Consider the following 14,161-nt stretch of genomic DNA (forward strand, 5'->3'; position numbering starts at 1 on the left):
TGGGTACGTGACATTGAGAGTTCCTCCTTATTCTCTTTATTATACATGAATTCTTTGAGAATAAGGTGTCAACTTTATTTATACAACATCAGCAATGAACTGACAGAGGATGATCTCAAAGACATTCTTTGTGAAATAAAGAGGGAAGATATTTCAAGGGTGACATTTAAGACCGAACAGCTAAAGAAGTATTTTCCAAAAGATTATACCGTGGAAAAAATGAAACGTGAGATCATCGATATCTTAAAAATATGGATGGATAAATATTGGGATCTATAAGGGGGATTTGAATTTATGTGTAAAGTAATCGCAGTTGCAATGCAAAAAGGTGGATGTGCAAAAACAAGTGTATCGTTAAATTTGGGAATAGGACTTGCCAGAGCAGGTAAGAAAGTCTTGTTAATTGATAATGATCCGCAGGGAAACCTTACAGCCAGTTTAGGATATGAAGAACCAGATGATATGAGTGATACTCTTGCATCTGTAATGATGAAGATCATTAACGAGGAACCAATCGAACCGGGATATGGGATTCTTCATCATCAGGAAGGAATTGATCTGATACCAGGCAATATCGAGTTATCCGGTTTGGAAGTACTTCTTGCGAATGTGATGAGCCGGGAAAACATCCTGAAAGAATATATTGATCAGATTAAAGAACTGTATGACTACATCATCATTGATTGCATGCCTTCTTTGGGAATGACAACAATTAATGCTTTAGTAGCTGCAACCTCTGTACTTATACCAGTTCCGGCAGCTTATCTTCCTGTAAAGGGATTGTGTCAGCTGATTAAAACCATCTCTATGGTAAAGAAACGTCTCAATAAGAAATTAAAGATTGAGGGGATTGTTCTTACTATGGTAGATTACAGAACCAATTATGCAAAGGATATCACACAAAAATTACGTGAGGGTTATGAATCAACAATAGGTGTATTTAATACGTATATTCCATTTTCAGTCAAAGCTGCAGAATGCAGTTTAGAAGGAGTGAGTATTTACATTCACGAGCCAAAGGGAAAGGTTGCCGAAGCATATAAGAAATTGACAGAGGAGGTTTTATCTCATGAAAACTAGAACAGGACAGAAATTGAAATTAACAACTGTTGAAGAATTATTGGGAGTTCCTGCTACGGAATCCTCGACAGAAATTGATATTGATATGATCCATGTATTTAAAAATCATCCATTTAAAGTATTGGATGATGAGAAAATGTCAGATTTGGTTGAAAGTATTCGAGTTAATGGCATCTTATCTCCTGTTTTGGTACGTCCAGATGGCGAAGACAGTTATGAAATGATCTCCGGTCACAGAAGGATGCATGCTGCAAAGATTGTTGGATTAACTATGATACCTGCCATTGTAAGGGAAATGTCAGATGATGAAGCCATTGTATATATGGTAGATTCGAATATTCAGCGAGAAGAATTACTTCCTAGTGAGAAAGCATTTGCATTCAAAATGAAAATGGATGCAATGAACCGACAGGGAAAAAGATGTGATACCACTTTAGGACATGATGTCCCAAAGTGGAGTCATGAAATAATAGGTTCCGATAGTGGTTTTAGTGGTCGTCAGGTAAAAAGATATATCCGGCTCACAGAACTGATTCCGGAATTATTGGATATGGTTGACTCAAAGAGACTACAGTTCACTGCCGGTGTGGAAATCTCCTACATTGACAAGGAAATCCAACAATGGATATGCGAGTACATCCATGAGAATGGAAATGTAAAACAGAACCAAATAGTTATTCTTCGTCAAGAATTGTTAAATGGAGCAATTACACAAAGCCAACTGATCGATATTTTGAATGAGAATGCAATTGGAAGAATTCCGAAAAAGAAGGTAACTCTTTCAGAAAAGAAATTATCTCAATACTTTCCACCATATTACACATCTGCAGAAATGGAAAAAGTAATCGTCGAACTTCTTACCAACTGGAAGGAACAAGGAGGTGCAGAGAATGGCTTTTGATTATATTTATGGCTTATCATCTGAGCAATATAGCTTCTACAGGATTCCAAAGAGCCTGATGTTCGGGGATGAATTTCGAGATTTATCCCTGCAGGCAAAGCTTCTTTACGGATTACTCTTAGACCGGATGGGAATGTCCGCAAAGAATCAATGGATTGATAATGAAAACAGAGTTTATGTAGTTTATCCGATTTCCGAAATGCAAGAGGATCTGAATGTTTCAAAGAAAAGGCAATTGAATACCTGAAAGAACTTGAAACAGTTGGATTGGTAAAGAAAAAGGTAAAAGGTTTTGGATTACCGAATCATTTGTATGTGAAAAACTTTGTTGTTTCACAACCGGCATAGGCATTTCAGAAGTTTTAAAATCGACACCCCTAGAGGTGCAAATTCAGGAAGGGAGGAGCTTCGCATGGAACAGCAGAAGCCACAGTTTCGTTATTATTATGGTGATGAATCCGAGCAATTCAGTTTCTTCAAAATACCGAAGCTTCTGATTACGCATGAGATTTTCCGAGGACTATCGAATGATGCCAAGATCCTGTATGGATTATTATTAGATCGAATGAGTCTTTCACAGAAAAACAAGTGGTATGACGAAGAAAACAGAGCCTATATTGTATGCAGTATTGAAGAAATCACAGAATTATTGAATTGTAGTCGAAACAAAGCAATAAAATCACTTCAAGAACTGGATACAGATAAAGGAATCGGACTGATAGAAAAACGTCGTCTGGGGCAAGGAAATAATACGATTATGTATGTAAAGAATTTTCTTATTCCTCAAGAAATGATCTCGCAGCAATCGAATGCTGATACAATTTCAGAAGTCCAAAATTTAAACTTCAAGAAGTCCAAAATAAGGACTTCTAAAAGTCCAAAAAATCAACTTCTAGGAGTCCAAAATATGGACCATAAAAATACTTATAATAATAAAACCAATAATAATCAGACTGATGATTCTAATCGGATCATATCTGGTGACAGTAATCGATTTGATAAACGATATGATGCAGAATCGGAGCTTAAGGCATATCAATCTCTGATCAAAGAAAAAATTGAATATGAATACCTGCTCATAGCTTATCCAACAGAGAAAGAAACCATTGAGGGTATCTATGAGTTAATCGTGGAAACTGTAATGTCCAGTGGTGAAAAGATCCTTATTGCAAGTAACTGGTATCCGGCATCTTTAGTGAAGGATAAGTTCATGAAGCTTAATTATCATCACATTCAATACGTTTTGGATATGCTTCGCTCAAACACGACAAAGGTACGAAATATTAAGAAATACATATTGGCTTCACTCTTTAATGCTCCAACAACGATAGAAAGCTATTACAGAGCAGAGGTCAATCATGATTTTCCACAATATGCAGCAGCAAAATAAAAAGGAGGGATAACTATGTTCGTTTTAAAATTAATCGGGAAAGTATGCGTATTACCGGTAATCATAGTATTGGCGATTCTTTTGGGAATCGTCAAAGTGTGTGTTGGAATTTATAGCTTTGCAAGGGCACTGTTCGGTCTTATGATCGGTGCCCTGGTGATTCTTACTGTTATTTTCTATCAGGATTGGCTACAGATTGGGTTGCTGGCAATCATTTCATGTATTGGGATATCTATTTTAGCTGCCGGAATATTCTTGGAAATGATGTTGGAATCAGGAATCCATAAATTGAGAGATTTTGTATTATCATAAACGAAGGCGGTCAAAAATGACCGGATTCAAATAATGGTATTTACTTTATCGAAAAAGCGATGAATGGTAAAATACTTTCATGCGGAAATATACCAGAAAAAATTTTATTGAATAAAGATTTGGGAGGGACACTAATGAACAAAATGGAAAATGAATATATTCAGTTGCCACCATTAAAGAGAGACACTGATTTAAGAGTGATCATGGCACTGTGGGAATATGTTAGGCTGGCAGATGAAGAGAGAGAACATGTTTTCACTATTATGAATGAAATCAAAAAAGATAATGAAATCAGAGTACTTCCACCACTCGAATCGTTTCAAAATCTGCCAGAGGAAGATATCAATGATTTTGACAAGGTCATGGGAAAGATAATTAAGGATATTATTGTGGAGGCATGTGACCTTGCATGTTGGGTATACAGACATAAATTTATTGAAGGATGGACTCTGGAACAGATGGTAGATGAAAAAGGAAACGCAGAACAGTTCATTGTTGCTCTTTATTATTTATTTGAGGAATACATCGATATGCCTGATGATAATAATATCAGACCATCATAATAAAACTGGTGTAAGCTGAGATATAAATATGGTATACTGATATTGTTCCTTATTTTTTTGACTGTATATATCGCAATGCCTAAGTATTATACATCGGTACATATAATCTGATAAGTTACCTTGTTTCTCAGTAAAATAAAGGTATCATATCGGAAAAGAGGTGTAGAATACTTGCAAGCTGAGAACTATATTATTGCTAAGATTGAGCAGTTGTGTGAAAAGAAAAATATCAGCAGATACAGACTAGCTCAGAAATCTGGAATCGCGCAATCATCTATTTCTACATTGTTAAACAGAAAGAGCGTTCCAACGATTCAAACTCTTGAGAAAATATGTAATGGATTAGATATGACTCTTGCTCAATTTTTTACGGTGGATGAAGAATATCCTGATTTAACATCCGATCAAAAACAGCTGCTTTCTGACTGGAACGCAATGGATGATCATCAAAAAGAGCTGGTAAAAGCATATATACAGGGCATCATTAGAAAATAAGGACGGCTGTGCTTAAGGAATGGCATAGCTTGTCCTTATTTTTGTTTTGGGGGTTGTCATGAAACGATATTATTTTTTATGCTGTGCATTTCTTTTGGGAATTATCCTTTGTAGCTGTCAGACACAGACAGTTGAAAGCTCAAACAAAAATCAACAATCAGAACAGAAAGAAAAAGACGAGAAAGATTTAAAACTATCACTTCAATCATCCATCGGAAAGGACCAATGCTTTATCTGCGGAACTCCTGCAGGAGGACTTCTTGATTACTATAATAAATTCGATTCTATCGGGATTATTCATTGGGCAGATATGTCGGTCACTGATACCCGGATTCGAGAATATGATGATGCTGGAAATGAAAAGATTGATTCTGGTCATATGAGTACAATGGTACATTCTTTTGGAGAGAATTATGGTTCTATTATGACACACTCTCAACCGGATAGATGCATTGCTGAACCGAATATATACCTTGGTGAGAAAGATACAATAGATTGTGAATCTCTCACTGACCAGTTGTGTCAGGATTGTCTGGAGAAGGTATGTGAGTTTTATGAAAATCAGATAAACAATGGTAATGATGAATATATGGAAAGCACAGGGTACTCGCTGATTGATTTTACAACAGGAGAACTTTATACCCTATCTGATCCGTATCGGGGATATAGCATCCGAGATTATATGGTCCGGTATGACTATGGAGAGCAGGGAAGCGGAGAAAAATATATTGATCTATTGATTTTCTATGCTCCTGTTCGTTGAGAAAACAGATAGGTGAAGATTGAAAAAATGGACGTATTGGATGTTCAGCATTACGTCCATTTTCTATAATTCTACAAACTGGAATTTCTGGATGAGTATAATATGCGGAAAAATAAACTTAACTCCATCTTAAATATAGTGCTGAGTTTCACTGCCATTCTTTAACACCATTTTCACCACACCAAGCAATGCTGCAAACAAAACACCTGCAACCGGCCATACAATCCATGTAATATCCCAGCTCATCGTCCAGAAGCTCCATGCAAGGTAAATCGCTGTAGTCAAGCACCAATAGAACTACGATTCCGACCGCCGCAGCGATCATCAGTCTCATTGGATCTGCCACAAAAGTTGTTTCTTCCATTTTTCCTTTGAATTCATCTGATGTATTTACCATGTATTCTATTCATCAAAAATGCAATACTGGAATTTTCTCTAAATTTTTGTATCTGTTTTTGTACATTTTAGCATTTTGACATTGAACCCGAAACATATTATCATAGGAAACAAGAATGATAACTATTAGAAATGGAGCAAATCATACGATGCATTTGTTATCTGAAGAAAAAAGCCTTCCTCAAAAAATATCAGATTCCTCTCTTTGTAGAAACCACCGGAGGTGCACTGCAGGAAGAAACCATCGAGACTCACCGTGAGATTGCAGATGCCATTGCAGCTCATGAGCCCCTCCGGGCACAGGATGCCATGTATCTGCATCTGGTTTACAACCGTAAGAGAATCCAGATGATTAAAAAAGGAGACCTTATATGACACTGCAGCAAATAAGATATTTTATCAGCGTAGCTGAGTCCGGCTCTATCAGTGAAGCAGCCAAGCGTTTGTTTACAGCTCAGTCAAGCATTTCCAGCGCTATTAAGGAAATAGAAAACACATATGACATTACCGCATTTATAAGAGAAAGCACAGGCGTACGTCTTACCAGAAGCGGCGAAGAGCTTTTAATTGAGTTTAAGGGAATTCTAAGCCGTCTTGACTACCTGGATGAGAAATATAACGGTTCCAAAAAACGGCCTTTAGGTCTGTCCGTTTCTGCCCAGCATCACATTTGCGGCATGGCCTCTTTTATTTCTGTCATCAATAAGTTAAATGAACGCTATGGTTCCTATAACTGTGGTTTTTATGAATGCCGTACCTCAGAAGTACTGGATCGCGTAGAACGGGGACTGGACGATTTGGGAATTATTTTTTTCACAGAGCATAGCAAAGGACAGATGATTCAGGAATTAAGAAATCGTGGTATTATTTTTAATCACATTGTTTATCAGACAGCTCATGCTTACATATGCCAAAACCATCCACTTGCCAATAGCCAGGAAATTAATATTGAAGAAATGATACAATATCCTTTTATTTCTTATGATCGTTCACCTGACACGAACCCTGCTTATACTGATCTTATCATTCCAAATTATCAGGTAAAAAAAATAATCCATGTTTCTGACCGGGCAGCTTCCTATTCTGCTATGCGTTATTGCCATGGATTTGCTATTGGAAGTGGTTACAGATCTTTTGATAGTAATTACAGCGACATTATTTCTCTGCCTGTCAAAAACGGAGTTCGCCTTGAGATAGGATGGATTTTGCGTCAAAAGCATACACTTTCTGATACCGCCAGCCGTTTTGTGGAGCTTTTAATGCAGAATGAAGCTGTTTTTATGTAAATAAAGATCCGACGATTTTCTTATAAAAAAATAATGCAGTGAGAAAACCCCTTTCTTGATATAGTGAAAAAAGCGATGGCTTCCCATCGCTTTTTTGTATGTTCGCAGAAACCAGCTCTCATGTTATACTTACAACGTAAATTACTACGCACCTGCACAGAAAAAAAGGAAGGAGTTTCTTATATGGAAAAACTAAAGATTGTCATCAAAAAGTACTGGAAAATTTACCTTGCCGCTCTGGTCATTTCCGCAGTCTGTGATCTGATCGGAACCGTTAAGCTTAACATTGGCGTTGGTACACTTACTCTGTTTCCGATGGTGTTTGCCGTCATATTCGGAGGGCTTTTAGGGCCGGATATTTTTAAAGTATTCAAAACTGAGGAATGTAAAATAGGCGGAAGTCTGGTCCTTGTGGTTTTAGCACCTTTTATGGCTAAAATGGGCATTTCTTCCGGTGCAAATCTTGCAAAACTGGTTTCAGTGGGTCCTGCATTACTTCTTCAGGAATTCGGAAACCTTGGAACGATTCTTTTATCTATGCCTCTAGCATTATTGCTTGGTTTAAAGAAGGAATCTATTGGTGCATGTTACTCAATTAACCGTGATTCAAACCTTGGATTAACTACAGATATTTTTGGACCGGACGCTCCGGAAACAAAAGGAACCTTTGCAGTTTATATCGTAGGTTCTGTAATCGGAACAGTATTTATCAGCATTCTTGCAAGCGTTGTAGCTTCCTGGAATATTTTCGATCCTATTGCTCTTGGTATGGCCAGTGGAGTAGGAAGTGGATCCATGATGACTGCTGCTGCCGGAACATTAGGTGAAATATACCCACAGCAGGCAGAAAATATTATGATTATGGGTGGTGCCAGTGATATGCTGACCGGTATTACCGGAATTTACATGGGTACTTTCGTAGGCCTTCCTCTTGCCAAAAAATTATACGCAATTTTAGAGCCTAAGATTGGACGCAAAAATAATCAGGAGGTTAAATAAATGGTCAGAAAATACTTCGTACAGCAGCTTGGACTGCTTCTCATGGTGTCTGTGATTATAATACTTACAAATATAATTGGTTACAAAATGCCTGTAAAAGATTCCATTATTGGAGTTCTTTTACTGAGTGCTATTTCTCTTATCGGTCTTACTATAAGTAAATTTATGAGCCGATTTGTTAAGCTTCCTTCTATGATGTATGTATCCCTTCTCGGGCTGCTTCTTGCATGTCCTGTTTCGCCGGTAAAAGATATCGTAGTTGAAACTACAACTCCTGTTGCATTTTTAGCTCCGGCTACAGCACTTGGTGCATTTGCCGGTATTTCTCTGGGAAAAGATTTAAAGGATTTTACAAAAATGGGATGGAAGCTGGTATTGATCACTTTATTTGTAATTACCGGAACCTTTATATTCTCCGCTCTTGTTGCAGACATTGTTTTGAAAATGACAGGAGCCATTTAACAATCATATGAGATGAAATGAGGTAGATTATGGAAAACTATGATATTTTAATCAAAAATTGTCAGGTTCTGAATCCTGATATGAGCGTTTCATCCACCTGTTCCGTAGGAATTAAAGACACTTGGATTAAAAAAATCGGTTCAGCAGATGAATTCGTTGATAGTGTTGCCACAGAAACACTTGATGGAAAAGGTAAGCTTGTTATGCCAGGTTTGATAGACGGTCATACACATACCTGTCAGCAGCTGTTAAGAGGTCGTGTTGCTGATGAATATCCTATGGTTTGGACTCGTTTTCTGGTTCCCTTTGAAAGCAATCTTCTCCCGGAAGATTCTTACGTCAGCGGACAGTTAGCCTGTCTGGAAATGATCAAAAACGGAACTACTGCTTTTGCTGATTCCGGCGGTGTACATATGGAACGTGTAGCTGATGCAGTTATAGAATCCGGCATGAGAGCTGCAATAGCGAAATCCACAATGGATATGGGCAATGCTATTACAGGCGCAATGAAGGAGACTGCATCTGAAGCTATAGACCATACAAAAGAGCTGTATAAGAACTATCAGGGAGCCGGCGATGGCCGTGTGGATATCTGGTTTGCTATTCGTCAGGTAATGACCTGCTCCAGAGATCTCATCACCATGGTAGGTGAATGTGCTAAAGAACTTCATACAGGCATCCATGCACATTTATGTGAGCATAAAGATGAAGTTAGCTTTTGCCTGCAAAATTATCAAAAACGTCCTGCTGAATTTTTAGATGAAATGGGAATTTTGGGTCCAAATCTTCTGACCGCACATAATGTTATGCTGTCAGACCATGATATTGCATTGATGGCAGAACGAGGAGTAAAAATGATCCATTGTCCAAGAGCCAACCTGGCAAATCATGGCTTCCCGAAGGCTCCTCAGATTCTGGAAGCTGGTGCAAGTGTAGGTTTGGGTTGTGATGGAGCTGCTCCTTCCAACCTGGATATTTTCGATGAGATGAAGGTTCTGCGTTATTCTATGCTGGCTTATTGGGGACTTCCTTCTTTTAATCCGGTAGTTATGACCTGCCCGACTCTTTTGAAAATGGCTTCTCAGGGAGGAGCAAATGCTATCGGACATGGCGATATTCTGGGATCTGTAAATGAAGGAAAGAAAGCTGATCTGATTCTTTTAAATATTGATCAGCCGCATATTACACCAACTCAGAATCTTGTAAATACTATTGTAGATGCTGCAAATGGACATGATGTAATCGATTCCATCATCAATGGAAAGATTGTTATGAAAAATCGTGAGGTACTTACATTAGATGAAGAGCGAATTCGCTTTGAAGCTACACAGCATATGAATGAAATCATAAAGAGAGCTTATTAAAAAAAGCAAAAGACTGCTATACCAGAATTTATCAGAGCCTGGTGGAAGTAAAAGAGGCTGTAAAAAATCTTGTGTCTTTGGAAAGTGGAGACTATGAGAAAATCTCTGTAAATTAGATTCTTCTATGATAATGAAGGGTGAAAAGCTTACAAATCAGGCTTTTCACCCTTGTTTTATATATAACAGTTACTGCCAGGCATGTCATTTCTTTGCACAATAAATACACTTGTCACAGCTATTTGCAATTGTCTTAGGCATATCACCGCCTTCGACATAATCTGGATTATTAATGCGTAATGGACAGGTTTTGACTCCACCAATCTCGGCGGGAATAGGACAACGTCCGTCCATTTTCATATCGAATTGTTTCTTCATCTCATCCTGTTTTACTTTCTCATAATCACCACAACTAAACATAAACAACGAAACAATTTGATTCATACGTTTTTTCTCTCCAAACTCTGTTCAATTACCGCTTTACCATTCTGTTAATCCTCGTCAAAATTCAAATTTGCCTTTCTTTTGATTTCATATTATATACCAAAACTATGAATAATTCTATCCACCGTCTTTTTCGCCGAGAACAGTGATAAAGGCAATCTGTCACTGAATATAACAGTAAATAAAGATTGAAAGACCGCCTACACGATGTAAGAGGTCTTTGCTTATAAGACTTTGTTTAATAAACTCTAATAAACTGCTCTCTATCACAATCATTAAGAGGAATTAGTTGTATAATACAATTCATACTTTTGCCCACACAGATCCAATTTGCATCATTCTTTTGGTAAATCAAAGTCTTCTTCAGTACATTTTCGGATTATATGCTTTGTCTTTTCCATCGGTAGCGGTACCTCTTCCATTGCATAATAATCTTTCTTCACCACCTCAACGACAGCTTCGTGGTTGTATTTTCCGGCTGGAACGATCACAAAATCACCAACTTCGATTGAGTCGTCATCGGCTATGTAATAATAGCTCTTATATCCTTCGTCAAAGGTTACACTGCAATAGATGATGTCGTTGCCACACCGCCGCACCTTTCCGTAGACGAATGGGTTCATAATTTCGCCCCAACCGTAGAAGGTCATGAAATCAAACACCGACTCAATGAATTCAGCCCAGTCATCCGGTAAACCTTTCTTATCGTAGGTTCCCCGAATGACTTTTTCAACTCCCTTTTTTGTGACCACCTTGATGGTGTAGTCTTTGCTTTCAAGTGGATTTTCAACTACATCAGGTGGATTTCCTTTAATATGTTCAAACAGAGTGTCTATATCCAAATCATCGAGCAGGCTCTCAATACCGCCTTCTACTTTGTACCTTCGAGTGACAGAACAACCTGTGCCGATATTCTGGATGTGTTCAATGCTTTCACTGTTTCTGTCTACGATCAAGGATTCTGTATAATCCCAAACGGCATATTCCGTATGCTCCAAGATCGGTTCCTTCGGTTTTATCTTTGTGATGCGGTGATAGAACATTTCGATCCGATTCACGATGTCTGGCTTGTTATTCCTATCAAAAACATACAAATCAGGCATATCCAAACTTTGACGGAGTAAATCTGAAAGATCAACCCCTTGAACTACAAACTTGGAACACAATGAACCACGAAATTTATAGGTTTTGCCCTCCGTATTTGTAAGCTCCATATTCCAGTCACCGATGTCTGTTGCAAATACCTCTGTATATTCATTGCTGAAATATGCTGAAAATGCGGACATAATTCTTTCTGCAACAGATATATCAACTTTTAGGTTTTGTGTTCTCGCCTTTTCATAATGCCCATCACGTCGCTGTCCGAACACATACGCTGAAAACCACACCCGTCCTTCCGAGTTGAGAGTAATGTGTTGTTCGACTTCTTCATCTGGTTCCGGGCATGGACCATAACCAAGGCGATTAGAAACAATACGAATTTTCTTCAACTCACCATTAAATATAAAAGGATTCTCGCCGGAAAGCACCGCCAGGCGGCTCAATGCCAAAATAAACCAGGAACGATTCTCGAACTCCAAAATGGAAGCGGCATCATAAGCCCAGTGGTTGAAGTATCGCCATTGTGAGTAGATTGCAGAGCCAAGCAAACTGATGTCTGTTATCTTGTCAATCACTTGATTCAATTCATTGTATTTGCTCGCAGCATTCCCGTACTTCTCCGAAAATGCGTGACCGCAATCCATTTGAAACCCAAGGGCTTCACAGTCATCAGCCATGTAGTGATCTACAAGCTCTATGTAGTTGATTTTTTGATCTCTGAATTTATCAACCCATTTTGTAGCGAAATCATGGACTTGCTTCAAATATTCCATTGTAGCCACCTCCTCAAAAGATTAAAATTCCTCCCAGATTCTGCCGTTTAGATCAGCTGCAATCTTCTCGGTATCAGGCATCGTTTTGTACCCAAACATATCCGCAAGGTTGAAGAACTTGCTTTTCTGAATAGGATTCTTGCTGCTTTTTCTAAAGTCAATCGGGTAGAACTTCTCAACCATAAAGTATCTGTGACTGATCGTGCGGAGGTTATAGCCGTAGTCCTCTGCACGGTGGATTGCTTCGTTAATGCGGCAGATTTCATCCGGCGTTGGCGCTTCACCACTTTCTGCCCGGTATGTCATTTTTCCCTCAACTTCGACCGCAATAATGGTCTTTTTCAACTTGCCGACCGCGCGTATGCTCTTATCTTTGTAGAGTCCAATATATCCATGCTCTGAAAACTTGCGGGATTCCTGATCATAAAATAAATTCAAATCCATGTTGTCCTGGAACGTTGTTCCTGCCACAATCGCTCGCATCCACTTATGACCATCCGGTATCAGCTTTTCATCAAAACAATATTTTTTGAAATCATCCAGCACAGAAATAATCTCCGTGTCTCTGTCATCAATAATATCTTCCATCGACTCCACAAGCTGTTCAAAAGTCAAATTAACGTGCTTAATCGGATGGATCAGGCGCTCCATGTTTTTGCTGTTATACTTTTTCAGTTCAACGGTCATTTCATCAAATAACTGCTGCTTCATTGGTCTGGGGTCGATAGTCAGCAGAACCTTGATGTCCTCTGCACCAAACTGCTCCAGATGATTTACAAGCTGCTGTTTATCGAACTGATTATAGAGCTTTGTCTCGACAACGATCTTAAAGCTCTTTTGGCTGATTACAGCATCCGGAACGCTTTCGTCACCGGCAACCTGCAAGTCAAATGTAATTTCAGGACTTTCATCCTCTCCGAGAATAAGGCTATTCAACATAGAGAAGAATTTATCCGCATTGTAATTATATAAACGGGAAAGCATCAACATGGTGTTGGATGTATCCACATTCTCTTTTGAATGGTATCGCTGAAAGTAATGTATCTGCATAGCGCACCTCCTGAAAACTATCTGCCTTTCTCGACTTTCTGCTTGCGAGCCGATTCAACCCATTTTGCAAACTCCCAATCCAAAGGCACCTCATCAATTACTTCCATCAGCATTTCCTCATAATCAAGATAATCCTGATAATCTGATATTCTGCTCCATGCGCAGGGCAGAGAAGGGATGCCATATTGCTTCTTCGCAATGTCGATGATGTAGTTGTCCAGCGGAATATGTAAAAAACGGTAAAACGGTTCTACAACATCAGGAACCAACACATACAAGTATTTCAAAGTCATATTGACCCATTTTTGCGCTTGTCCAATATAAAACTCGATTCCTTCTGATTCATACATCGAAACAATTTCTTCGCAAATGGAGTGGTGCCATTTTGTAAAATCCTCAGCATCATTCACGGCAACAAGCTCAGGGATTCTTTCTTCCAAAAGCGCATCTACCGCTTTTCTCAACATATCCCCATTCTTGCCATTAAATCGAATCGTTCTGCACATATCCGTATATGAGCTCCTGCTGGCAGCTTCAAAGGGGTTATCCGTTACACCAAAGTAGAGCATCTTCAAAAAGTCCAGAATCTTGCCATCGACAGAAACCATACTGGACGGAGTGGAACATTCTTTTTTTGCAAGAATCCGTCTGCAAAACTCGTCCATCTTGTCCTTGCCATAGAAGGAGAAAGGATTGATATTGTCAATATTGGTTGACACATTTATCTCAAAGATATCACTGCCTATGCAGCCAGTCCCAGAGATTCGTAGTATCTCTGGCGCTTG

At 38.7% G+C, this 14,161-nt stretch carries 17 protein-coding genes and 2 pseudogenes; 14 read left to right on the forward strand and 5 right to left on the reverse strand.

The window, feature by feature from the left end; all coding sequences use genetic code 11:
- The 9 genes and pseudogenes from ACTNDQ_RS14405 to ACTNDQ_RS14445 all read left to right on the forward strand — a co-directional run.
- Positions 1-279: pseudogene (locus ACTNDQ_RS14405) on the forward strand (hypothetical protein); the annotation flags it as partial.
- A gap of 15 nt (positions 280-294) precedes the next feature.
- Positions 295-1,080, forward strand: a complete 786-nt coding sequence (locus ACTNDQ_RS14410) for a ParA family protein (RefSeq protein ID WP_441064910.1) — start codon at positions 295-297, stop codon at positions 1,078-1,080.
- Positions 1,070-1,981, forward strand: coding sequence for a ParB/RepB/Spo0J family partition protein (locus ACTNDQ_RS14415; RefSeq protein ID WP_441064911.1), 912 nt, complete (start codon positions 1,070-1,072; stop codon positions 1,979-1,981). The genes ACTNDQ_RS14410 and ACTNDQ_RS14415 overlap by 11 nt, the downstream gene beginning before the upstream one ends.
- The gene (locus tag ACTNDQ_RS14420; RefSeq protein WP_441064912.1) at positions 1,971-2,228 is read left to right on the forward strand and encodes a replication initiator protein A; all 258 of its coding nucleotides are present in this window, start codon (positions 1,971-1,973) and stop codon (positions 2,226-2,228) included. The genes ACTNDQ_RS14415 and ACTNDQ_RS14420 overlap by 11 nt, the downstream gene beginning before the upstream one ends.
- A 165-nt stretch (positions 2,229-2,393) precedes the next feature.
- The gene (locus ACTNDQ_RS14425) at positions 2,394-3,371 is read left to right on the forward strand and encodes a DUF6017 domain-containing protein (RefSeq protein ID WP_441064913.1); all 978 of its coding nucleotides are present in this window, start codon (positions 2,394-2,396) and stop codon (positions 3,369-3,371) included.
- Between the two features lie 15 nt (positions 3,372-3,386).
- Complete coding sequence (locus ACTNDQ_RS14430; protein WP_441064914.1) at positions 3,387-3,683, forward strand: hypothetical protein; 297 nt, start codon at positions 3,387-3,389, stop codon at positions 3,681-3,683.
- A 134-nt stretch (positions 3,684-3,817) separates the two neighbouring features.
- A complete protein-coding gene (locus ACTNDQ_RS14435; protein ID WP_441064915.1) occupies positions 3,818-4,246 on the forward strand; it encodes a hypothetical protein in 429 nt (142 codons plus the stop codon).
- Positions 4,247-4,417: 171 nt separating this feature from the next.
- On the forward strand, positions 4,418-4,741 hold the full coding sequence (locus ACTNDQ_RS14440; RefSeq protein WP_441064916.1) for a helix-turn-helix domain-containing protein: 324 nt from the start codon (positions 4,418-4,420) through the stop codon (positions 4,739-4,741).
- Between the two features lie 58 nt (positions 4,742-4,799).
- Positions 4,800-5,504: a hypothetical protein gene (locus ACTNDQ_RS14445; RefSeq protein ID WP_441064917.1), complete on the forward strand. Its 705-nt coding sequence runs from the start codon at positions 4,800-4,802 to the stop codon at positions 5,502-5,504.
- A 129-nt stretch (positions 5,505-5,633) separates the two neighbouring features.
- Here the strand turns inward: ACTNDQ_RS14445 and ACTNDQ_RS14450 are convergent.
- Positions 5,634-5,798 (reverse strand): annotated as a pseudogene (locus ACTNDQ_RS14450) (helix-turn-helix domain-containing protein); the annotation flags it as partial.
- Between the two features lie 234 nt (positions 5,799-6,032).
- On the opposite strand from ACTNDQ_RS14450, the gene ACTNDQ_RS14455 reads away from it, so the two are divergent.
- From ACTNDQ_RS14455 to ACTNDQ_RS14475, 5 genes are all read left to right on the forward strand, one after another.
- Complete coding sequence (locus tag ACTNDQ_RS14455; RefSeq protein ID WP_278697793.1) at positions 6,033-6,275, forward strand: FCD domain-containing protein; 243 nt, start codon at positions 6,033-6,035, stop codon at positions 6,273-6,275.
- Positions 6,272-7,186, forward strand: coding sequence for a LysR family transcriptional regulator (locus ACTNDQ_RS14460; RefSeq protein WP_441064918.1), 915 nt, complete (start codon positions 6,272-6,274; stop codon positions 7,184-7,186). The genes ACTNDQ_RS14455 and ACTNDQ_RS14460 overlap by 4 nt, the downstream gene beginning before the upstream one ends.
- Before the next feature lie 183 nt (positions 7,187-7,369).
- Positions 7,370-8,185 (forward strand): DUF3100 domain-containing protein, encoded by an 816-nt coding sequence (locus ACTNDQ_RS14465; protein ID WP_021925174.1) that lies wholly within the window; start codon positions 7,370-7,372, stop codon positions 8,183-8,185.
- Positions 8,186-8,647, forward strand: coding sequence for a hypothetical protein (locus ACTNDQ_RS14470; protein WP_441064919.1), 462 nt, complete (start codon positions 8,186-8,188; stop codon positions 8,645-8,647). It begins immediately after the preceding gene.
- Between the two features lie 29 nt (positions 8,648-8,676).
- Positions 8,677-10,011 carry an amidohydrolase family protein gene (locus ACTNDQ_RS14475; protein ID WP_441064920.1) on the forward strand — a complete coding sequence of 445 codons (1,335 nt, stop codon included), beginning with the start codon at positions 8,677-8,679 and terminating at the stop codon, positions 10,009-10,011.
- Positions 10,012-10,212: 201 nt separating this feature from the next.
- Here ACTNDQ_RS14475 and ACTNDQ_RS14480 read toward each other — a convergent pair whose 3' ends face one another.
- The 4 genes from ACTNDQ_RS14480 to ACTNDQ_RS14495 form a co-directional block, all read right to left on the reverse strand.
- The gene (locus ACTNDQ_RS14480) at positions 10,213-10,452 is read right to left on the reverse strand and encodes a hypothetical protein (RefSeq protein ID WP_117416100.1); all 240 of its coding nucleotides are present in this window, start codon (positions 10,450-10,452) and stop codon (positions 10,213-10,215) included.
- Between the two features lie 335 nt (positions 10,453-10,787).
- Entirely contained in the window at positions 10,788-12,326 is a 1,539-nt protein-coding gene (locus ACTNDQ_RS14485; protein WP_441064921.1) for a hypothetical protein, read from the reverse strand.
- Between the two features lie 21 nt (positions 12,327-12,347).
- Positions 12,348-13,376 (reverse strand): hypothetical protein, encoded by a 1,029-nt coding sequence (locus ACTNDQ_RS14490; RefSeq protein WP_441064922.1) that lies wholly within the window; start codon positions 13,374-13,376, stop codon positions 12,348-12,350.
- Positions 13,377-13,393: 17 nt separating this feature from the next.
- On the reverse strand, positions 13,394-14,161 hold a 768-nt coding region (locus tag ACTNDQ_RS14495; RefSeq protein ID WP_441064923.1), incomplete at its 5' end, for a hypothetical protein.

The organism is Blautia massiliensis (ex Liu et al. 2021) (genome assembly GCF_052064225.1).
Taxonomy (GTDB): domain Bacteria; phylum Bacillota; class Clostridia; order Lachnospirales; family Lachnospiraceae; genus Blautia_A; species Blautia_A fusiformis.

Coding starts and splice junctions, on each gene's coding strand:
- ACTNDQ_RS14490 (WP_441064922.1), bottom strand. CDS start 13,376: ATGCAGATACATTACTTTCAGCGATACCATTCAAAAGAGAATGTGGAT.
- ACTNDQ_RS14415 (WP_441064911.1), top strand. CDS start 1,070: ATGAAAACTAGAACAGGACAGAAATTGAAATTAACAACTGTTGAAGAA.
- ACTNDQ_RS14445 (WP_441064917.1), top strand. CDS start 4,800: ATGAAACGATATTATTTTTTATGCTGTGCATTTCTTTTGGGAATTATC.
- ACTNDQ_RS14460 (WP_441064918.1), top strand. CDS start 6,272: ATGACACTGCAGCAAATAAGATATTTTATCAGCGTAGCTGAGTCCGGC.
- ACTNDQ_RS14475 (WP_441064920.1), top strand. CDS start 8,677: ATGGAAAACTATGATATTTTAATCAAAAATTGTCAGGTTCTGAATCCT.
- ACTNDQ_RS14420 (WP_441064912.1), top strand. CDS start 1,971: ATGGCTTTTGATTATATTTATGGCTTATCATCTGAGCAATATAGCTTC.
- ACTNDQ_RS14455 (WP_278697793.1), top strand. CDS start 6,033: ATGGAGCAAATCATACGATGCATTTGTTATCTGAAGAAAAAAGCCTTC.
- ACTNDQ_RS14435 (WP_441064915.1), top strand. CDS start 3,818: ATGAACAAAATGGAAAATGAATATATTCAGTTGCCACCATTAAAGAGA.
- ACTNDQ_RS14465 (WP_021925174.1), top strand. CDS start 7,370: ATGGAAAAACTAAAGATTGTCATCAAAAAGTACTGGAAAATTTACCTT.
- ACTNDQ_RS14480 (WP_117416100.1), bottom strand. CDS start 10,452: ATGAATCAAATTGTTTCGTTGTTTATGTTTAGTTGTGGTGATTATGAG.
- ACTNDQ_RS14430 (WP_441064914.1), top strand. CDS start 3,387: ATGTTCGTTTTAAAATTAATCGGGAAAGTATGCGTATTACCGGTAATC.
- ACTNDQ_RS14470 (WP_441064919.1), top strand. CDS start 8,186: ATGGTCAGAAAATACTTCGTACAGCAGCTTGGACTGCTTCTCATGGTG.
- ACTNDQ_RS14410 (WP_441064910.1), top strand. CDS start 295: ATGTGTAAAGTAATCGCAGTTGCAATGCAAAAAGGTGGATGTGCAAAA.
- ACTNDQ_RS14485 (WP_441064921.1), bottom strand. CDS start 12,326: ATGGAATATTTGAAGCAAGTCCATGATTTCGCTACAAAATGGGTTGAT.
- ACTNDQ_RS14425 (WP_441064913.1), top strand. CDS start 2,394: ATGGAACAGCAGAAGCCACAGTTTCGTTATTATTATGGTGATGAATCC.